Below are 18,488 nucleotides of genomic sequence, written 5' to 3'. Positions count from 1 at the left end.
GGTTCCGGTCAGGGGAAGATCGGCGCCAGCATCAGCCCTTCGGTTTCCGGCAGGCCCAGCATCAGGTTGGCGTTCTGCACCGCCTGCCCAGAGGAGCCCTTGCACAGGTTGTCCAGCGTCGAGACGACCAGCGTCCGCCCCGAAATCCGGTCGCCCGTCACCCCGATATGGCAGAAGTTCGAGCCCTGCACATGCGCCATCGCCGGCAGTTGCCCATAGGGCAGCACGACGATGAAGGGCTCGTCGGCATAGGCCTCGGCCAGCGCGGCATGGACCGCCTGCGGCTCGCCCTTGAGATAGCAGGAGGCCAGGATGCCGCGGTTCACCGGCACCAGGTGCGGGGTGAACTGGATGCGCACCGGACGCCCGGCCAGGGCCGAGAACTCCTGGTCGAACTCGCCCAGGTGGCGGTGCTTGCCGCCCTGGGAATAGCCCGCCACATCCTCGGAGCGTTCGGCGAAGAGCATGTTTTCCTTGAGCGAGCGGCCCGCCCCGGAAATCCCGTTCTTGAGGTCGCAGATGATATCGTCGAGGTCGATCAGCCCCGAGCCGATCAGCGGCCGCAGCGAGAATTGCACGGTGGCGGCGTTGCAGCCGGTGCCGGCGACCAGCCGCGCGTCGCGGATCTGGTCGCGATAGAACTCGGTCAGCCCATAGACCGCCTCGGGCTGGATCTCGGGCGCGGCATGGTCGAGCCCATACCATTTCTTGTAATCCTCCGGGTCGCGCAGCCGGAAATCGGCGCCCAGGTCGACGATCTTCACGTTCTGCGGCAATGTTGCGACCAGCGGCTGGCTGAGGCCGTGCGGCAGCGCGCAGAACACCAGGTCGATGGCCGAGAAGTCGATCTCTTCCATCCTGACCAGCGCCGGCAGCTTCAGGTGGCGCAGATGCGGGAAGACCTCGTCATAGCCCTGCCCCGCCTTGCGGTCGGCAGACAGCGCGGCGACCTCGATCCGGGGATGGGTGGCGAGGATGCGGACGAGTTCGGCACCCGTATAGCCCGAGGCCCCAAGGATGGCAGCGTTCAGCGTCATGTCTCGATCCCGAGGAAACGGCCGCATTCGGCGCGGCGCTGGTTGGTCAGGCCCCGCAGGGAGCCAAGTCCGGCACTAGGCCCCGGCCCCCGGCATGTCAAGCCGCAGGCCGGGGCGGATCGGGCCGGCCGGGCCCATGCGGGCAGGCCTTGCCGAGAATGGCGCGGCCGCATGAGTATTTGGGGAACGAAGAAGCCGGGGGGCGCGCGCGGGGTGCAGGGTGCCGGTGCATTTCATGCTCGAGCGCGACGGGAAGCCCGCGCGCGCGGGAGCGGCAGCCGCCCGGCATCAGTCAGGCAGGGCCTGGAAGGCGCCGGACGCGCGCAGGGGGCGGCCACGGCCTTGTCGGCCGCGGGGCGGCCCTTGGGGCGGGGTGAATTTCAACATGTTGTATTTGCTTTTGAAATTCCAGGGGCGGTCTGTCGCCGCCACCGGCCGGCTTCTTTTCCTGCGCGGGAATGCTGCATCTGCATCATTTTATTGCGAGACATGGCGGCGCGAATCCAATATTCGGGCAGCGGCCGCCAAGGCCCTGGACAAGGGAGAGAGAGATGAGCGCGACCCCCGATCGCAAGAGCCAGCTTGGCCCCGGAGACATCCGCGCCCGCAAGGGCGGCGAGCCGGTGGTCTGCCTGACCGCCTATACCACGCCGATGGCCCGGCTGGTCGATGCGCATTGCGACATCGCCCTGGTCGGCGACAGCCTGGGCATGGTGCTGCACGGCCTGCCCTCGACCATCGGCGTCAGCATGGAGATGATGATCCTGCACGGCAAGGCGGTGGCGCGGGGTTGCTCGCGCGCCTGCCTGGTGGTGGACATGCCCTTCGGCAGCTATGAGGAAGGGCCCGAGCAAGCCTTCCGCAACGCCGCGCGGCTGATGGCCGAGACCGGCTGCCAGGCGGTCAAGCTGGAAGGCGGGCGCCACATGGCCGAGACGGTGGCCTTCCTGGTCGCGCGCGGCATCCCGGTGATGGGCCATGTCGGGCTGACGCCGCAATCGGTTAATGTGCTGGGCGGCTACAAGGTGCAGGGCCGCGGCCGGGACGAGGCCGACCGCATCGCCCTGGATGCCGCGGCGCTGACGGACGCCGGCGCCTTTGCCGTGGTGCTGGAAAAGCTGCCCGCGGCGCTGGGGGCGCGCATCACGCAAGAAATCGCCGTGCCCACCATCGGCATCGGCGCGGGCCTGGATTGCGACGGGCAGGTGCTGGTGGTCGACGACATGCTGGGGCTGTTTTCCGATTTCCGGCCGAAATTCGTCAAGCGCTATGCCGAGCTGGGCCAGGATGCCGATGCCGCCATCGCCGCCTATGCCGCCGAGGTCCGCGCCCGCCGCTTTCCCGGCCCCGAACATGGCTTTGCCGAGGGCAAGCCCGCATGAGCGCGCCCATCGTCCGGCCGCTGGCCGAATTGCGCGCGCTGGTGCGCGGCTGGAAATCCCGCGGCGAAAGCATCGGCGTGGTACCGACCATGGGCGCGCTGCACGAGGGGCACCTGAGCCTGGTCCGCGCCGCCAAGGCCAGTTGCGACCGGGTGATCGTGACCCTGTTCGTCAACCCGCGCCAGTTCAACAATGCCGAGGATTTCGCCCGCTATCCCCGCACCGAACATGCCGATGCCGAGCTGCTGGGCCCCCTGGGGGTGGATGCGCTTTTCGTGCCCGATGGCGACGAGGTCTATCCGCCGGACCATGCCACGGTGATCTCGGTCTCGGGGGTGACGGCGCCGCTGGAAGGAGCGCATCGTCCGGGCCATTTCGACGGCGTGGCCACGGTGGTGACGCTTCTGCTCAACATGACCCAGGCCGACCGGGCGTTTTTCGGGGAAAAGGACTGGCAGCAGCTGCAGCTGGTGCGCCGGCTGGTGCAGGACCTGAAACTGCCGGTCGAGATCGTGCCCTGCCCCTGCGTGCGGGCCGGGGACGGGCTGGCGCTGTCCTCGCGCAACCAGCGCCTGACGGCCGAAGGCCGGGCGCGTGCCGCGACCCTGCCGCAGGCGCTGTTCGAGGCGGTCGCCCGGATCGAGGCCGGCGAGCCTGCGGAGGCCACGCTGGCCGCGGCGCAGGCCGGGCTGGAGGCGGCGGGTTTCGCGCCCGTGGAATATCTGGCGCTGCGCGACGGCGAAACCCTGGGCGAACCGCAGCCGGGCCGGCCGGCGCGGCTGCTGGTCGCGGCCTGGCTCGACGGGGTGCGGCTGATCGACAACCTGGCGGTCACGCTGCCCTGAACGCATCCACCCGGCAAGATCAGCGCCGCGGGCGCGCTTGCCTCATGGGGATTTGGGAAACGGTGAAGGCGCCGCGCCCTGGAAAGCGGGCGGCGCTGCCTCGAGATGCAATTCGGCCAGGAAACCGGGATGGGCGTTGCGCAGCCGCAATTCCCCCTGCGCCGCATCGACGATGTCGGCGACCACGGCCAGGCCGATACCCTGCCCCTCGCCGCTGGGATCGAGGCTGAGGCCGCGCTGGGTAAGCCGCTCCAGTTCGGCCTCGGGAACGCCGGGACCGTCGTCCAGGATGGCGATGAGGATGCGGCCGTCCTTGCGGCGAGCCGAGATGCGGACCATGCCCCGCGCATGGCGCATGGCGTTTTCCAGCAGCGCGCCGAGGGCCTCGGTCAGTTCGTCGGGATCGATGCGGGCCGCGAGGCCGGGGGGCGCCGAAAGCCGCCAGTCGATGCCGGCGCCCAGCGGCGTGCGACGCAGCACGCCGATCAGCCGGGTGGCGATCCGGCCGGGCTCGGCGCTTTGCGCATCGCGGCCGGACTGCAGGCGGGCGCGGGCCAGTTCGCGATCGACATGGCGGCGCATCTGCTGGGCGACGGTTTCGATATTGCGGGCGATCTCGACCTCGCCCCTGGCTTCAAGCTCGGCGGCATCGCCCAGCAGCGCCTGGAGCGGGGTCTTGAGCCCATGCGCCAGGTTGGCCGCGCGATGGCGGGCCCGGCCGAGTTCCCGGTCGCGCGCGTCCAGCAGCTCGTCGATCTGGGTGGCCAGCGGGATCACCTCGGTCGGCAGATCCTGGCCGATGCGCGGCCTGCCGCCCGAGACCAGCGCCGCCACCCTGGCGCCCACCTGGCGCAGCGGACGCAGGCCGACGGTGATCTGCACCCAGCTGGCCAGCAGCAGCATGGCGCCCAGCAGGCCGAGATAGGGCAAGAGATCACCCAGGAAGCCGCGCCGCGCCAGGGCCAGCTCGTCGCGATCCGAGGCCAGGATGATGCGCAGCGGCACCGCTTCCCGGCCGGCCACCAGGCTTTGCTCGACCGCCAGCAGCGGCTCGCCGCGCGGGCCTGGAAGCGTGCGCACCGCGGTTTCGCCCGGCGCCGGCGCCGGCTGGTCGCTGGGCAGGGTGTAGTCCCAGAGCGAGCGCGAGCGGCGCAGCTCGCTGCCCAGCATCACCTGCCAGTAATGGCCGGAAAAGGGCTGGTCATAAAGCGGGTCGTCGGGGGGCGCGCGCAGGCGGGCGCCGGTCTCGGCCTCGGGCTGCACCATGGCGGCCAGCGCCAGGGCGCGGGCCTGCAGATCGGCCACGGCGACGCGCTCGACATGGCGTTCGAACAGCACCGCCAGCCCCATGCCCGACAGCGCCAGCGCCAGCGCGATGGCCAGCCCCCCGGCCAGCACCAGCCGCCAGCGGATCGAGCGGATCACGCCCCGACCTGGGCCGGGCCGGCCGGGGGGCCGGCCTCCAGGTGATAGCCGAAGCCGCGGCGGGTGCCGATCACGCCCGGCCCCAGCTTGCGGCGCAGGCGGGTGACGATGGCCTCGACGGCGTTCAGCTCGCGCGAATCGTCGTCGCCATAAAGATGCTCCAGCAATTCGGTCGGCGCCACGATGCGGTCGCGGTTCAGCGCCAGATAGGCGACCAGGCGGAACTCCAGCGGCGTGAGCGGCATCGGGATGCCGTCGATGGCGGCGGTCATGCGATTGAGGTCCACGGTCAGCCGCCCGACCTGCTGCGTCGCATTGCCCCGCCCGCCGGCACGGCGCACCAGCGCGCGGGCGCGGGCGATCAATTCCTCCATGCGAAAGGGCTTGGGCAGGTAGTCGTCGGCGCCGGCGTCGATGCCCTCGACCCGCTCGGTCCAGGCGCCGCGCGCGGTCAGGATCAGCACCGGGCTTTCGCAGCCCTCGGCGCGCCAGCGCTTCAGCACGGTCAGCCCGTCCAGCCGCGGCAGGTTCAGGTCCAGCACGATCAGGTCGTATTGCTCGGTGCCGCCGCGGAACCAGGCGGTCTCGCCGTCGCCGACCGTCTCGACCAGAAAGCCCGCCGCCTTCAGCGCCCGTTCCAGATCGGCGGCGATCCGGGGCTCATCCTCGACGATCAGGGCGCGCATCAGTCCTCGTCATCCTCGTCCAGGGCCAGGATCCGTCCCGAGGCCGCGTCGATCTCGACCTCGATCAGGCGGCCGTCCGGGGTTGCCAGCTCGACCTCATAGATCATCATGCCGTCCTCCTCGTCCAGGTCCACCTCGATCACCCGTCCGGGCTGGGATTCGTGCAGCCGCGCCAGCACCTCGGCAAGGGGCAGGATCCGGCCGCGTTCGACGGCCTCGCGCGCCTGTTCGAAATCCGGCTCGGCGATGTCCTGTCCCGCGGCGAGCAACGGCGGCAGCAGCGACAGAAGGACAAGAAGGGCAAGCAGTCTCATGCCGCCCCTATTAGCGTCCGGGAACTGACAGGCGGCTGACAAAATCGGCGCGGGCCCTGCCGCCGTGCGCGGCGTGCCGAAACGGCAACAGCCCGGCCCGGCGGCTTTCCGCCCAGGCGGGGGTTTTCTGACAACAGCCTGACAGGCGGGATCAGAGGGCTGTCAGCAAGCCTGTGGCATTGCGGGCGCGTTATCCCGCGGACGGGCAACCGCCGCCTTACCATGAAAGGACCAAGAGATGCTGCGCAAGAACGGGACGAGCTTCGCCGAAACGCTGAACGGCACGCCATTCGGAGACTGGCTGTCGGGAATGGGCGGCCATGACCGGCTGTTCGGCTTTGGCGGCAACGACAAGCTGCACGGCGGCGACGGCAACGACACGCTGAACGGCGGCGAGGGCCATGACGAGCTGGAGGGCGGCAATGGCAATGACGTCCTGCACGGCGGCAACGGCAACGACGAGTTGGAGGGCGGCAACGGCAACGACGTCCTGCATGGCGGCAGCGGCAACGACGAGCTGGAAGGCGGCGCCGGTGCCGATACGCTTTATGCCGGCTCAGGCCATGACGAGGTCGAGGGCGGGGCCGGCAACGACCTGCTGTTCGGCGGGCTGGGCAATGACGAGTTGGACGGCGGTTCGGGCAACGACCGGCTGGACGGCGGCGAGGGCCGCGACCGGCTGGAGGGCGGGCGCGGCAACGACATCCTGACCGGCGGCGCCGGCGCCGATGTCTTCGAGTTCGAGCGCGGCGACGGCCGCGACACCATCACCGATTTCCAGAACGGCATGGACCGGCTCGACTTCGACGATTTCAGCCGGGCGCAGGTGCAGGCGGTCATCAGCAACGCCCAGCAGGTCGGCGACGACCTGGTGCTGCGGCTGTCCGCCGATACCATCGTCACCATCCAGGACATGCAGAAGGCGCAGCTCGACCTGGGTGACTTCACCTTCTGATCGGCCAGCCCCTTCCGGTCGGCCAGCACTTCCCGATCGGCCGGGGCGCAATCCGGCAGGACGCCGCCGCATCCGCTGGCGGCGGCGTCCTGGTCCCGCACCAGCAATCTGCGGCGCCGGCGACAACCCCGCCATGCAGGGCGGCGCGCCGGCCCGTCACTCGGCCGCGTCGATCTTCAGCACGCCGCGGCGGATCTGATCCTCTTCGATCGATTCGAACAGGGCGCGGAAATTGCCCTCGCCGAAGCCGTCATCGCCCTTGCGCTGAATGAACTCGAAGAAGATCGGCCCGATCACGGTTCTCGAGAAGACCTGCAGCAGCACCCGCGTCATGCCGCCGCCGACGACGCCTTCGCCGTCGATCAGGATGCCGTGCCGCTTCATGCGCTCGACCGGCTCCTGGTGGCCCTTCACCCGGTTGTGCGACATTTCGTAATAGGTGTCGGGCGGGCCGGGCATGAACTTCATCCCGGCCTCGGCGATGCGGTCGGTGGCGGCATAGATGTCCTCGGTGGCGATGGCGATGTGCTGGATGCCCTCGCCCTTGTAGGCGCGCAGGTATTCCTCGATCTGGCTGTGATCGTCGGTCGATTCGTTGATCGGGATGCGGATCTTGCCGTCGGGCGAGGTCAGCGCCCGGCTGACCAGCCCGGTCTGCTTGCCCTTGATGTCGAAGAACCGGATTTCGCGAAAATTGAACGTGTCGTGATAGAACTTGTACCAGCTGTCCATGTTCCCGCGCACCACGTTATGCGTCAGGTGGTCGAGGTAATAGAAGCCGAAGCCCTCCGGGCGCGGATCGGGTTCGGCCAGCCAGTCGTATTCGGCGGCATAGGCGCTGCCGGCATCGCCGTAGCGGTCGATGAAATACAGCAGCGAGCCGCCGATGCCATGGACCGCCGGCGCGTCGATGGATTTGCCGCCACCGGCATATTCCCTGGCGCCCAGCTCCAGCGCGCGCCGCAGCGCGTGCTGCGCATCGACCACGCGCCAGGCCATGGCCGGGGCGCAGGGGCCGTGCTGGCGCACGAAGCCCGCGGCATGGCTGTCGGGCTCGGCGTTCAGCAGGTAGTTGATGTCGCCCTGGCGATACAGCGTGATGTCCTTGCGCCTGTGCCGCGCCACCGGGACGAAGCCCATCTGGCGAAAGATGCGGTCCAGGGTCTCGGGCTGCGGATGGGCGAATTCGACGAACTCGAACCCGTCGGTGCCGGCGGGGTTTTCGGCGCTGATGGTGGCTTTCGGGGCGTCATGCGGGAACGGTCCCATGGCGTCTCCTCCTCTGTTCGCGTGTCCTGAAACCATGATCGCGCGAATGCAATGCAAGCCGGGCGCAAACTGTGCCATGATCGGGGCGCAAAGGCATGAAGCGCGCATGATGGGGCGGATCGATGCAAGAAATGCGCATGGATGGATTCGACATCGCCATTCTCGACGCCCTGCAGCGCGACGGGGCGATGACCAATGCGGCGCTGGCCGAGCTGGTGAACCTGTCGCCCTCGCAATGCTCGCGCAGGCGTGCGGCGCTGGAAGAGGCCGGGGTGATCGAGGGCTATGCCGCCCGGCTGAACCCGCAGAAGCTGGGCTTCGGGCTGCGCGCCATCATCCGCGTGAACCTGCGCAGCCACGGCCAGGGGAAGGAGGACGATTTCGCCCGTTTCGTCGCCGCGCATCCGCAGATCCGCTCGGCCTTTTCGGTCTCGGGCGATGCCGATTACATCCTGGACGTGCGGCTGCGCGATCTGGAGGCATTCTCGGATTTCATCCACCGCCACCTGCTGCCGCAACCGCAGGTGGCCCAGGTGCGTTCCGAGATCGTGCTGAAGACGCTCAAGGACGACCGCAGCTTGGTGCTGCCCTGAAATAAGGGGGAACCGCGATGAAAGTCACCCAGCATCTCTGGTTCGAACGCGACATGGAGGCGGCGGTGCGCTTTTACTGTGCGCTGATCCCCGGCTCGTCGCTGGACTGGCTCTCGACCGTTCCGGGCGACACGCCCTCGGGGCCCGAGGGCAGCGTCGGGCTGGCGGGCTTTACCCTGGGCGACCAGCGCTACATGGCGATCGAGGCCGGGCCGCTCGACCCGTTCAACCACAGCTTCTCGGTCATGGTCGAATGCGACGACCAGGCTGGGATCGACCGGCTGTGGGACGCGCTGCTGGAAGGCGGCACGGCCGAGCAATGCGGCTGGCTGCGCGACCGCTGGGGCCTGTGCTGGCAGGTCGTCCCGAAACGGCTGGGCGAGTTGATGGCGGACCCCGACCCCCAGGTCGGCCGCCGCGTCACCGCGGCCATGCTGACGATGGTCAAGCTCGACATCGCCGCGCTGGAGGCGGCGGCACGGGGCTGAGCCCTTGCCAAGACCGGCCGGCGGGTCGATAAACCGCCCTTCCCTTTCGCCGCAAGAGGCCGCCTTGTCCCAGCGCCCGATCACCACCGTTCCCGCCCTGGTCGAGGCCGGCCTGGCCGATGCCGCGCTGGCCGAGGCGCTGGACGCGGTCGCGGCCGAGTTCCGCATCCGCATCCCCGCCGCCATGCGCCAGGCCATGCGCGCGCCCGGCGACGGCGTCGCCGCGCAATTCCTGCCCGATGCGCGCGAATTGCAGATCCGCCCCGAAGAGCTGGCCGACCCCATCGGCGACGCCTGCTTCAGCCCGACCCCCGGCCTGACCCATCGCTATCCCGACCGGGTGATCCTGCATGTCACCAAGACCTGCGAGGTCTATTGCCGCTTCTGCTTTCGCCGCGAGGTGGTGGGCGAGGAAGGCAGCCTGCCCGAGCCCGACCTGGCCGCCGCGCTGGACTATGTCGCCCGCACCCCCGCGATCCGCGAGGTGATCCTGACCGGCGGCGACCCGATGGTGCTGTCGGCGCGCCGCATCTCGGCGCTGATGGCGCGGCTGGAGGCGATCGCCCATGTCGACGTCGTCCGCTTCCATACCCGCGTGCCGGTGGTCGCCCCCGGCCGCATCGACGCGGCAATGCTGGCGGCGCTGCGGCCGGCGCGGCTGGCGGTCTGGGTGGTGATCCATACCAATCACGCGCAGGAACTGACCGAGGCCGCCCGCGCCGCGCTGGCGCGGCTGGCCGATGCGGGCGTTCCGCTGTTGTCGCAGACCGTGCTGCTCCGGGGGGTGAATGCCGATCCCGACATCCTGGCCGAGCTGTTCCGGGCGCTGATCCGCAACCGGGTCAAGCCCTATTACCTGCATCATTGCGACCTGGCGCGCGGCACCGGCCATTTCCGCACCTCCATCGCCGAGGGGCAGGCGATCATGGCGGCCCTGCGCGGGCGGCTGTCGGGGACATGCCTTCCGACCTATGTGCTGGACCTGCCGGGCGGGCACGGCAAGGTGCCGCTGGGGCCGGACCATGTCCAGCCGACCGCGCCCGGCCGCTATGCGATCCGCGACTGGCGGGGGCGGCTGCACGAATATCGCGACCCGGAAGGTGCCGGCCCTGCCGATTGACCGCGGGGCGGCCGCGGCGCAAGGGAACCCGGCCGGCCTCGCGCATGTTTCCCCTGCGAACAGCCGAAGGACCGGCCCATGCGCAACCCGCTTCTTTCCCTGATCCTCTGCGCCGCGCTGATGCCCCCCGCAGCCATGGCCCAGGATTACGAGCCCCCGCTGGCCGACGAGCCGCCGCCCTCGGAGGGCCTGCCCCCGCCGGAAGAGCCCGACCCGCTGGAACGCGGGCTGGAAAACTTCATGCGCAACCTGCTGCAACAGGCCGAGCCGCATCTGGACCGGCTGGGCCGCGACCTGGGCGATACGCTGGGCGCGGTCGCGCCGGTGCTGCAGGACATCGGCAAGCTGATGGACGACGTGCGCAACTACCAGGCGCCCGAGCGGCTGGAGAACGGCGACATCCTGATCCGCCGCCGCGCGGACGCGCCGCCGCCCCCGCCGGTGGGCGATGCGCTGCGCGACATGCTGCGCCCTGCGCCCGAGGACGACCCCCGCCTAGCCCCGCCGCCGGAAGCGACGCCGCCGCTGCCCGAACGCGACCCCGAAAGCGAGATCGAGCTTTAGGGCGCGAAGCTTTCCACCCAGTCGATCAGCCGCGGCAGGCAATGCCCGTGCAGGTCATAGCCCTGCAGGATGGTCTGGCGCGCCGCCGCCTGCAGGCGCGGCGCCTCGGGGTCGCCGGCAAGGCCGCGGATCAGCGCCGATTCCAGCGCGGGCTGGTCGAAAAAGGGCACCAGCCGTCCGTTCTCGCCGTCGCGGACCAGTTCGCGCACCGGCTCGGTGTCGGAACCGACGACATAGCAGCCGGCCGCCATCGCCTCGGTCAGCGACCAGCTGAGGACGAAGGGATAGGTCAGGTAGCAATGCACCCGGCTGACCTGCAACAGCGCCAGATATTGCGGATAGGGCACCCGGCCCAGGAAATGGATGCGCCCAAGGTCCAGCCGGCCGTCGAGTTCGGCCAGCAGCTTTTCCCGCCAGTTCGGCGCGTCCTTGGGCAGGCCGCCATAGCTGGCCCCGTCGGCGCCCACCAGCACCACCTGCGCCTCGGGCCGCGCCCGCAGCACCTCGGGCAGCGCGCGCATGAAGCGGTGAAAGCCGCGATAGGGCTCCAGCGAGCGCGAGACATAGGTTAGCACCTCGTCCCCCGCCCGCAGCGTGCGGCCGTCGGGCAGCGCAAGCTCGGCCGCCGGGTCGGGACGGACCTTCTGCGTGTCGATGCCGTCGTGGATCACCGTCAGCTTCCGGCGCAATTCCGGCGAAAAGGAGTTCGCCTGGTATTGCGTCGGCGACAGCCCGGCATCGGCCTGCACCAGCCCCTGGATCAGATGCGCCGAGCGCGCGACGGTGCCGATCCGCCCCTCGTCGCTGCCGGGGGTGATCTCGGGGTCGAAGCCGACGTCATGGCCGCGGGTGCGATACATCAGCTCGGCATAGACCAGCAGCTTCGCTTCGGGCCAGATTTCGCGCAGAAACAGCGTCTCGCCCCAGCCGCTATGGCCGAAGATCAGGTCGGGCGCATAGCCGTGCCGGTCGCGCAGGGCGCGGCAGCCGCGGGCCGCGACCCAGCCCCGCTCGGCCATCTCGCTGTAGGTCCGGCCCAGCGAGGGCGGCAGCTTCAGCTCGTCCGGCGTCTTGTAGCGCAGCACGCGGACCGGCGAGGCACGCTGGTTCTTTTCATCCGTCAGCGCCGTCACGTGATGGCCGCGCGCGGCCAGGGCCGGCGCCAGATGCAGGAACTGGCCGGGAAAATTCTGGTGAACGAACAGGATCTTCAACTTGTTACCTTAAGGTCTTCACTTGTTACCGCAAGAAATGCCGCCGCGATCAGCTGGCGGGTATAATCGCTTTCAGGCCGTTCGAAAACCGCGTCGGTCGAGCCCTGCTCGACCACCTCGCCGGCGCGCATGACCATGATCTGGTGCGACATGGCGCGCACGACGCGCAGGTCGTGGCTGATGAACAGGAAGGCCAGGCCGTGCTTGCGCTGCAAGCGCCGCAAAAGCTCGACGATCTGCACCTGAACGGTCATGTCCAGCGCGCTGGTCGGCTCGTCCAGCACCACCAGCTTGGGGTTCAGGATCATGGCGCGGGCGATGGCGATGCGCTGGCGCTGGCCGCCGCTGAACTCGTGCGGGTAACGGTGCATGGTGGCGGGGTCCAGCCCGACCTCGCGCATGATCGCATCGACCATCTCGCGGCGGTTGCGGCCCGGCTCGATGCCATGCACGCCCAGGCCCTCGGCGATGATCTGCTCGACCGTCATGCGCGGGGACAGGCTGCCATAGGGGTCCTGGAACACGATCTGCATGTCGCGGCGCAAGCCGCGCAGCGCCCGGCCCGGCACGCGGGAGATGTCGCGGCCCATGTAGAGGATCGGCCCGTCGCTGTCGATCAGCCGCATGATCGCCAGCGCCAGCGTGGTCTTGCCGGAACCGGATTCGCCGACGATGCCCAGCGTCTCGCCGGCGCGGACCGAGATGGTGGCGCCGTTCACCGCCTTCACATGGCCGACGGTGCGGCGCAGGAAGCCGCGCTGGATCGGGAACCAGACCCGCAGATCCTGCGTCGCCACGACCTGCGGCGCATCGGCGGGGATGGGATCGGCCCTGCCCTTGGGCTCGGCCGCCAGCAGCATCCGGGTATATTCGTGCTGCGGATGGGCGAAGATCTGCTCGACTGGCCCCTGCTCGACGATCTCGCCGCCCTTCATCACGCAGACCCGGTCGGCGATGCGGCGCACCAGGCCCAGGTCGTGGCTGATGAACAGCATCGACAGCCCCTCGGCCGCCTTCAGCTCCGCCAGCAGCTCCATGATCTGCGCCTGGATGGTCACGTCCAGCGCCGTCGTCGGCTCGTCGGCGATCAGCAGCTCCGGCCCGTTCGCCAGCGCCATGGCGATCATCACCCGCTGGCGCTGGCCGCCCGACAGCTGGTGCGGGTAATCGGCCAGCCGCGTTTCCGGGTCGCGGATGCCGACGCGGGTCAAAAGCTCGATGATCCGCGCCCGCGCCGCCGCGCCGCGCAGCCCCTGGTGCAGCGCCAGGCTTTCGGCAAGCTGCCGCTCCAGCGTGTGCAGGGGGTTCAGCGAGGTCATCGGCTCCTGGAAGATGAAGCTGATGTCGTTGCCGCGCACCCGGCGCAACTCCGCCTCGGAGGCGCCCAGCAATTCGCGCCCGCCGTAGCGGACCGAGCCCGCGACCTCGGCCGCCTCGCCCAGAAGCCGCACGGTCGACAGCGCCGTGACCGACTTGCCCGAGCCGGATTCGCCGACCAGCGCCACCGTCTCGCCCTTGCCCACGGTGAAGCTGACGCCCTTGACGGCGGGCACCAGTCGCCCGTCCTGCCGGAACCCCACCCGCAGGTCGCTGACTTCCAGAACCGGGGTCATCGGAAGGTCTTTCTTGGGTCGAAGGCGTCGCGCACGCCCTCGAAGATGAACACCAGCAAGGACAGCATGATGGCGAAGCTGAAGAAGGCGGTGAAGCCCAGCCAGGGCGCCTGCAGGTTCTGCTTGGCCTGCAAGGCCAGCTCGCCCAGCGAGGGGGCCGAACTGGGCAGGCCGTAGCCCAGATAATCCAGCGCGGCCAGCGACGAGATGGTGCCGGTCACGACAAAGGGCAGCATGGTCAGCGTCGCCACCATGGCGTTGGGCAGGATATGGCGGAACATGATAATGCGGTCACTGACCCCAAGCGCGCGGGCGGCGCGGACATATTCGAAGTTGCGCGCGCGCAGGAACTCGGCCCGCACCACGCCGACCAGCGCCGGCCAGCCGAACAGGATCGAGACGAAAACCAGCAGCCAGAAACTTCGCCCCAGGATCGCGAACAGAATGATAATCACGTAAAGCGAAGGGGTTGATCCCCATATCTCAAGCAATCTCTGGAACACCAGGTCGGTGCGGCCGCCGAAATAGCCCTGCACCGCCCCCGCCGCGATGCCCAGAACCGAGGCGACCACGGTCACGATCAGCGTGAACAGGATCGACAGGCGAAAGCCGTAGATCACCCGCGCCAGCACGTCGCGCGCGGTGTCGTCGGTGCCCAGCCAATGCGCCGCATCGGGCGGGCTGGGGGCGGTGCCGACATTGTTGATGCTGCGGTAGTGATAGGGGATCGGCGGCCACAGCATCCAGCCGCGCTCGACCGCCTCGCCCGCGACCTGGCCGGTCTCTCGCGCCGCGCGCTCGGTCGCCTCGGGGTCGTCCCAGCATTCGGGCCGCCCGCCGGTGCGGATCAGGCATTGCACGCCGGGATCGGTATAGATCGCCTCGGTGCCGAAATCGCCGCCGAAGGCGGTCTCGGGGTAGAAGCGATAGACCGGGAAATGCAGCTCGCCCCGATAGCTGACCAGGATCGGCTTGTCATTGGCGATCAGTTCCGCAAACAGCGAGGCCACGAACAGGATGGTAAAGACCACCAGTGACCAGAAGGCGCGCTTGTTGCGGCGGAAATTGCGCAGCCGGCGGCGGTTCAGCTCGGTCATCGCCATCAGCCAGCCCTCCGCTCGAAGTCGATGCGGGGATCGACCAGCACATACATCAGGTCCGACAGGATGCCGACCAGCAGGCCCAGCAGGCCAAAGACGTAAAGCGTGCCGAAGATCACCGGATAGTCGCGCTGCACCGCCGCCTCGAAGCCCAGCCGGCCCAGCCCGTCGAGCGAGAAGATGGTCTCGATCAGGATCGACGAGCCGAAGAACACGCCCAGGAACATCGATGGGAACCCGGCGATCACGATCAGCATGGCATTACGAAAGACATGGGCGTAAAGCACCCGGCGCTCGGTCAGGCCCTTGGCGCGGGCGGTGATGACATATTGCTTGTTGATCTCGTCCAGGAAACTGTTCTTGGTCAGCAGCGTCAGCGTGGCGAAGCTGGAGATGGTGGTGGCCAGGACCGGCAGGGTGATGTGCCACAGGTAGTCCTTGACCTTGCCCCAAAGGCTCAGGTCGGCCCAATTGTCCGAGGTCAGCCCGCGCAAGGGAAAGATCTGCCAATAGCTGCCGCCCGCGAACAGCACCATCAGCAGGACCGCGAACAGGAAGGCGGGGATGGCATAGCCCACGATGATCGCGCCCGAGGTCCAGGTGTCGAAGGGCGTGCCGTTCCTGACCGCCTTGCGGATGCCCAGCGGGATCGAGATCAGATAGGCGATCAGCGTCGACCACAGCCCCAGCGTGATCGAGACCGGCATCTTTTCCAGCACCAGGTCGATGACCGAGATCGAGCGGAAGAAGCTGGTGCCGAAATCGAAGCGGACGTAATTGCCCAGCATGACCAGGAAACGCTCGGCCGCGCCGATCTTTTCCTTGCTGCAATCGGGGGATTTCAGGTCCGGCTCGCCCTGGTGGTCGGGCGTGCAGGCGATGCGGGCAAAGCCCATCTGCACCTCGAGCTGGTCCAGCAGCTCGGGCGGGATGCCGCGGGCGCCGGCATATTCGGTGTTCTGCGGCGACTCGCCCGCCCCGCCGGTGATGTTGCGCAGCGCATCGCCCTCGCCCTGGACGCGGGCGATGATCTGCTCGATCGGGCCGCCGGGGACGAATTGCGTCAGCGTGAAGTTGACCAGCATGATGCCGATCAGCGTGGGTATGATCAGCAGCAAGCGCCGCAGGATATAGGCTGCCATCCGTCCCCTTGCTCCGCCTTGATCCGCGCCGGCCCCCTGGGCCCTAGCGCAGCGCGCCGGATTGTTTCAGCTTTGCCGCCTTATCCGCGTCATACCACCAGAAATCAAGCTCACCCAGCGCATAGGGCGGCAAGGTCTCGGGATGGGCGAAGATGTCGTAATAGGCGACGGTATGCTCGGCCTTGAACCATTGCGGCACCCAGAAGTGCTGCGCGCGCAGGCTGCGGTCCAGCGCATGGGCCACGGTGATCATCTCATCCTCGCTCCTGGCCTCGATGCCCAGCTGGATCAGCCGGTCCACGGCCGGATTGGCCATGCCCATGGCGTTGAACACGTCGCCCACGTTTTCCGAGCCGAAGGTCTGCTCGGTATCGCCGGTCAGGAAATAGCCCTGGAGCAGCTGATCGGTCACGATGTCGAAGTCGTGGCTGCGGGTCCGCGCGGTCAGCTGCGCATCGTCCACCCGCAGGTTCACCGCGTCGATGCCCACCGCGCGCAGGTTCTGCACGAAGGGGTTGATGACGCGGTCGAAGGTGGCGCTGTCGTTCAGGAACTCGACCCGCAGCACCTCGCCCTTGGCGTTGCGGCGCATGCCGTCGGCGCCCGGCTTCCAGCCCGCCTCGTCCAGAAGCTGCGCCGCGCGGCGCATGTTGCGCCGGTCGAGCTGGGTCTTGCCCGAGACGGGCTGCAGCACCGCATCCTCGGTCAGCACGCCCGGCGGCAGATCCTTGGCCAGGGGCTCGAGCAGCGCCAGCTCGGCCGGCGTGGGCTTGCCCTCGGCCATCAGCGGGCTGTTTTCCCAGGGCGAGTTCACCCGCGCGTAAAGCCCATAGAACAGCGTCTCGTTCGACCATTCGAAGTTGAACATCAGCCCGATGGCCTCGCGCACGCGGATGTCCTGGAACTTGGGCCGGCGCAGGTTGAAGACCCAGCCCTGCCCCGAGGCGATGCTGCCGTCGGGCAGCGCCTCCTTTTTCACCGCGCCGGATTGCACGGCGGGGAAATCATAGCGCGTCGCCCAGTGGATCGAGCTGGCCTCGTTGCGGAAGGTATAGACGCCGGCCTTGAACGCCTCGAAGGCGCTGTCGTAATCGCCGAAATACTCGACACGGATGCGGTCGAAATTGTGCCGGCCGATGTTGATCGGCAGATCCTTGCCCCAATAGTCGGGATTGCGCCGCAGGGTGATCGAGCGGCCCGCATCGGCCCGATCGAACATGTAAGGCCCCGAGCCGACGAAGGGGATGTTGCTCGACTGCTCGATGTCGCGCTTGTTCTTGCGGAAATCCTCGCGCGAGAAGACGATCTGGCCGCCCACCGACTGGATCACGTCGCGGCGCGGATAGTCCGGCCGGAAGATGAACTTGATGGTGCGGTCGTCGATCACCTCGGCCTTGGCAACGATCTTGGAAATGATCGTACGGTATGAGGACAGGCCCTTGTCGCGCAGGAGTTCAAAGGAAAACAGCACGTCATGCGCGGTCAGCGGCGTGCCGTCCGAAAATTTCGCCTCGGGGCGCAGGTGGAAGATCACCCAGTCGCGGCTTTCGGGATATTCGATGGTCTCGCAGAGCAGGCAATAGGCGGTGCCGATCTCGTCGGCGACGCTTTCCATCAGCGGCTCCAGCATGGCGTTGGAAAGCAGGGCCGCGCGGCCGCGGTGGGTATAGGGGTTGTAGCTGTCGAACCCGCCGCTGAACCATTCCGAAATCTCGCCACCCTTGGGCGCATCGGGGTTCACATAGCGCAGATGCGGGAAATCCGCGGGCAGCTCGGGCTCGCCGAAGACCGAGATGCCATGGGACACGATGGTCCGGGGTTCCTGCTGCTCCTGCGCCAGGGCCCAGCCGGGCAGAAGCGCCATGAATGCAACCATCGGGGCATGTCGCAGGAAACGCATCGTCATCGGGTCTTGTCGATCCTTGTTCTGGTCTTGCTCGGGCGGCGGCGGGCCGCCGGCGGCAAGGCTAGCAGCCCGCGGGCCCGGTTCAACATGCAAATGCGTGATCCGCCGCGCGGGGGCCTTGCCGCGGCAACGAAAAAGGGCGCCCCAAGGGACGCCCCATGCCTGCCGCGCGGGCCGGGCCGCTTACTGCTGGCCTTGCAGATAGGCGATCAGGTTGGCGCGATCCTCGACCTTGGGCAGGCCGGCGAAGGTCATCTTGGTGCCCTTGACCACGGCCTTGGGGTTGGCGAGGAATTCTTCCAGCGCCTCGGGCGTCCAGTCGCCGCCATGCGCCTTCATCGGCTCGGAATAGTTGAAGCCGCCGACGCTGGCCACCGCGCGGCCCATGACGCCGTTCAGATGCGGGCCGACGCCGTCGTTGCCGTCCAGCTTGTGGCAGGCCTTGCACTTGCCAAACACTTTTTCGCCCGCGGCGGCATCGGCCGAGGCCAGCACGGTGGCGAAATCAGGCCCCTCCTCGGCGGCCTCGTCATCGGCGCCGCCGGCATCCTCGACCGGGATGGTATAGGCCTGGGCATGTTCCTCGCCCTCGGCGCCATGGCCCGAGACGCCGACATGAAAGACGCCCGATGCCGCCCAGCTCATCAACAGCAGGAACAGAAGCGAGCCGATCAGCGCACCGGCTGCCTTGGTGACGGTCATGGTATCGAACATGTCTGCGGATCCCCTGGGCTGTCCGTGGATTTGGCCGTATCTACCCGCTTTTGTTCCACCGGTTCAAGGTGTAGTTGTCGCTGGCAAAGCACAAAACCGACCACGAGGCCGGCCCGCCACG

18 protein-coding genes are annotated in these 18,488 nt (G+C 68.4%); 7 read left to right on the top strand and 11 right to left on the bottom strand.

Translation table 11 applies throughout. The features are described from left to right. Positions 1–8: 8 nt before the first annotated feature. Positions 9–1,037 (bottom strand): N-acetyl-gamma-glutamyl-phosphate reductase, encoded by a 1,029-nt coding sequence (argC, locus tag E3U26_RS20590; protein ID WP_499107485.1) that lies wholly within the window; start codon positions 1,035–1,037, stop codon positions 9–11. Between the two features lie 551 nt (positions 1,038–1,588). Between argC and panB the strand changes: the two genes are divergently transcribed. Both panB and panC read left to right on the top strand, forming a co-directional pair. After that, on the top strand, positions 1,589–2,419 hold the full coding sequence (gene panB, locus E3U26_RS20585) for a 3-methyl-2-oxobutanoate hydroxymethyltransferase (RefSeq protein WP_499107483.1): 831 nt from the start codon (positions 1,589–1,591) through the stop codon (positions 2,417–2,419). Beyond that, positions 2,416–3,264, top strand: a complete 849-nt coding sequence (panC, locus tag E3U26_RS20580; protein ID WP_036749709.1) for a pantoate--beta-alanine ligase — start codon at positions 2,416–2,418, stop codon at positions 3,262–3,264. The genes panB and panC overlap by 4 nt, the downstream gene beginning before the upstream one ends. Positions 3,265–3,306: 42 nt before the next feature. Here the strand turns inward: panC and E3U26_RS20575 are convergent, their stop codons facing one another. Genes E3U26_RS20575 through E3U26_RS20565 form a run of 3 tightly spaced genes read right to left on the bottom strand, consistent with a single transcriptional unit; the run spans position 3,307 to position 5,689 of the window. Further along, on the bottom strand, positions 3,307–4,689 hold the full coding sequence (locus tag E3U26_RS20575) for a sensor histidine kinase (RefSeq protein WP_499107482.1): 1,383 nt from the start codon (positions 4,687–4,689) through the stop codon (positions 3,307–3,309). Next, complete coding sequence (locus E3U26_RS20570; RefSeq protein WP_036749703.1) at positions 4,686–5,375, bottom strand: response regulator transcription factor; 690 nt, start codon at positions 5,373–5,375, stop codon at positions 4,686–4,688. The genes E3U26_RS20575 and E3U26_RS20570 overlap by 4 nt, the downstream gene beginning before the upstream one ends. Continuing rightward, the gene (locus E3U26_RS20565) at positions 5,375–5,689 is read right to left on the bottom strand and encodes a PepSY domain-containing protein (RefSeq protein ID WP_116221043.1); all 315 of its coding nucleotides are present in this window, start codon (positions 5,687–5,689) and stop codon (positions 5,375–5,377) included. Before E3U26_RS20565 ends, E3U26_RS20570 begins: the two co-directional genes overlap by 1 nt. A gap of 238 nt (positions 5,690–5,927) precedes the next feature. Here E3U26_RS20565 and E3U26_RS20560 point away from each other — a divergent pair, with 238 nt between their 5' ends. Further along, on the top strand, positions 5,928–6,644 hold the full coding sequence (locus E3U26_RS20560; RefSeq protein ID WP_449043407.1) for a calcium-binding protein: 717 nt from the start codon (positions 5,928–5,930) through the stop codon (positions 6,642–6,644). A gap of 156 nt (positions 6,645–6,800) precedes the next feature. Here the strand turns inward: E3U26_RS20560 and hppD are convergent, their stop codons facing one another. Beyond that, positions 6,801–7,913, bottom strand: a complete 1,113-nt coding sequence (gene hppD / locus E3U26_RS20555; RefSeq protein ID WP_499107480.1) for a 4-hydroxyphenylpyruvate dioxygenase family protein — start codon at positions 7,911–7,913, stop codon at positions 6,801–6,803. A gap of 122 nt (positions 7,914–8,035) precedes the next feature. Here hppD and E3U26_RS20550 point away from each other — a divergent pair, with 122 nt between their 5' ends. The 4 genes from E3U26_RS20550 to E3U26_RS20535 all read left to right on the top strand — a co-directional run bounded on the left by E3U26_RS20550 (position 8,036) and on the right by E3U26_RS20535 (position 10,678). Continuing rightward, complete coding sequence (locus tag E3U26_RS20550; protein WP_036749696.1) at positions 8,036–8,506, top strand: Lrp/AsnC family transcriptional regulator; 471 nt, start codon at positions 8,036–8,038, stop codon at positions 8,504–8,506. A 17-nt stretch (positions 8,507–8,523) separates the two neighbouring features. After that, positions 8,524–8,994 (top strand): VOC family protein, encoded by a 471-nt coding sequence (locus E3U26_RS20545; RefSeq protein WP_449043405.1) that lies wholly within the window; start codon positions 8,524–8,526, stop codon positions 8,992–8,994. Positions 8,995–9,058: 64 nt separating this feature from the next. Next, positions 9,059–10,114, top strand: a complete 1,056-nt coding sequence (locus tag E3U26_RS20540; protein ID WP_449043404.1) for a lysine-2,3-aminomutase-like protein — start codon at positions 9,059–9,061, stop codon at positions 10,112–10,114. A 78-nt stretch (positions 10,115–10,192) separates the two neighbouring features. After that, positions 10,193–10,678, top strand: a complete 486-nt coding sequence (locus tag E3U26_RS20535) for a hypothetical protein (RefSeq protein ID WP_114534950.1) — start codon at positions 10,193–10,195, stop codon at positions 10,676–10,678. On the opposite strand, the gene E3U26_RS20530 is transcribed toward E3U26_RS20535, so the two are convergent. The 6 genes from E3U26_RS20530 to E3U26_RS20505 form a co-directional block, all read right to left on the bottom strand. Beyond that, the gene (locus E3U26_RS20530; protein WP_114534951.1) at positions 10,675–11,892 is read right to left on the bottom strand and encodes a glycosyltransferase; all 1,218 of its coding nucleotides are present in this window, start codon (positions 11,890–11,892) and stop codon (positions 10,675–10,677) included. The genes E3U26_RS20535 and E3U26_RS20530 overlap by 4 nt on opposite strands. After that, positions 11,889–13,505 (bottom strand): ABC transporter ATP-binding protein, encoded by a 1,617-nt coding sequence (locus tag E3U26_RS20525; RefSeq protein WP_072460731.1) that lies wholly within the window; start codon positions 13,503–13,505, stop codon positions 11,889–11,891. The genes E3U26_RS20530 and E3U26_RS20525 overlap by 4 nt, the downstream gene beginning before the upstream one ends. After that, complete coding sequence (locus E3U26_RS20520; RefSeq protein ID WP_499107477.1) at positions 13,502–14,608, bottom strand: ABC transporter permease; 1,107 nt, start codon at positions 14,606–14,608, stop codon at positions 13,502–13,504. Before E3U26_RS20520 ends, E3U26_RS20525 begins: the two co-directional genes overlap by 4 nt. Further along, complete coding sequence (locus tag E3U26_RS20515) at positions 14,608–15,747, bottom strand: microcin C ABC transporter permease YejB (protein WP_036749676.1); 1,140 nt, start codon at positions 15,745–15,747, stop codon at positions 14,608–14,610. The genes E3U26_RS20520 and E3U26_RS20515 overlap by 1 nt, the downstream gene beginning before the upstream one ends. Before the next feature lie 43 nt (positions 15,748–15,790). After that, positions 15,791–17,653, bottom strand: a complete 1,863-nt coding sequence (locus E3U26_RS20510) for an extracellular solute-binding protein (RefSeq protein WP_036749673.1) — start codon at positions 17,651–17,653, stop codon at positions 15,791–15,793. A 183-nt stretch (positions 17,654–17,836) separates the two neighbouring features. Then, a complete protein-coding gene (locus E3U26_RS20505; RefSeq protein WP_499107476.1) occupies positions 17,837–18,367 on the bottom strand; it encodes a c-type cytochrome in 531 nt (176 codons plus the stop codon). Between the last annotated feature and the right edge of the window lie 121 nt (positions 18,368–18,488).

This window comes from Paracoccus ferrooxidans, from assembly GCF_029909815.1.
Lineage (GTDB): Bacteria > Pseudomonadota > Alphaproteobacteria > Rhodobacterales > Rhodobacteraceae > Paracoccus > Paracoccus versutus.
Note: the sequence above shows the minus strand (reverse complement) of the source record. Positions and strands in the feature narration are given on the sequence as shown.

Excerpts from the sequence above, each read along its gene's own strand:
- argC (WP_499107485.1), bottom strand. The coding sequence starts at position 1,037 with ATGACGCTGAACGCTGCCATCCTTGGGGCCTCGGGCTATACGGGTGCC.
- panB (WP_499107483.1), top strand. The coding sequence starts at position 1,589 with ATGAGCGCGACCCCCGATCGCAAGAGCCAGCTTGGCCCCGGAGACATC.
- panC (WP_036749709.1), top strand. The coding sequence starts at position 2,416 with ATGAGCGCGCCCATCGTCCGGCCGCTGGCCGAATTGCGCGCGCTGGTG.
- E3U26_RS20570 (WP_036749703.1), bottom strand. The coding sequence starts at position 5,375 with ATGCGCGCCCTGATCGTCGAGGATGAGCCCCGGATCGCCGCCGATCTG.
- E3U26_RS20565 (WP_116221043.1), bottom strand. The coding sequence starts at position 5,689 with ATGAGACTGCTTGCCCTTCTTGTCCTTCTGTCGCTGCTGCCGCCGTTG.
- E3U26_RS20560 (WP_449043407.1), top strand. The coding sequence starts at position 5,928 with ATGCTGCGCAAGAACGGGACGAGCTTCGCCGAAACGCTGAACGGCACG.
- hppD (WP_499107480.1), bottom strand. The coding sequence starts at position 7,913 with ATGGGACCGTTCCCGCATGACGCCCCGAAAGCCACCATCAGCGCCGAA.
- E3U26_RS20550 (WP_036749696.1), top strand. The coding sequence starts at position 8,036 with ATGCAAGAAATGCGCATGGATGGATTCGACATCGCCATTCTCGACGCC.
- E3U26_RS20545 (WP_449043405.1), top strand. The coding sequence starts at position 8,524 with ATGAAAGTCACCCAGCATCTCTGGTTCGAACGCGACATGGAGGCGGCG.
- E3U26_RS20535 (WP_114534950.1), top strand. The coding sequence starts at position 10,193 with ATGCGCAACCCGCTTCTTTCCCTGATCCTCTGCGCCGCGCTGATGCCC.
- E3U26_RS20525 (WP_072460731.1), bottom strand. The coding sequence starts at position 13,505 with ATGACCCCGGTTCTGGAAGTCAGCGACCTGCGGGTGGGGTTCCGGCAG.
- E3U26_RS20520 (WP_499107477.1), bottom strand. The coding sequence starts at position 14,608 with ATGGCGATGACCGAGCTGAACCGCCGCCGGCTGCGCAATTTCCGCCGC.
- E3U26_RS20515 (WP_036749676.1), bottom strand. The coding sequence starts at position 15,747 with ATGGCAGCCTATATCCTGCGGCGCTTGCTGCTGATCATACCCACGCTG.
- E3U26_RS20510 (WP_036749673.1), bottom strand. The coding sequence starts at position 17,653 with ATGACGATGCGTTTCCTGCGACATGCCCCGATGGTTGCATTCATGGCG.
- E3U26_RS20505 (WP_499107476.1), bottom strand. The coding sequence starts at position 18,367 with ATGTTCGATACCATGACCGTCACCAAGGCAGCCGGTGCGCTGATCGGC.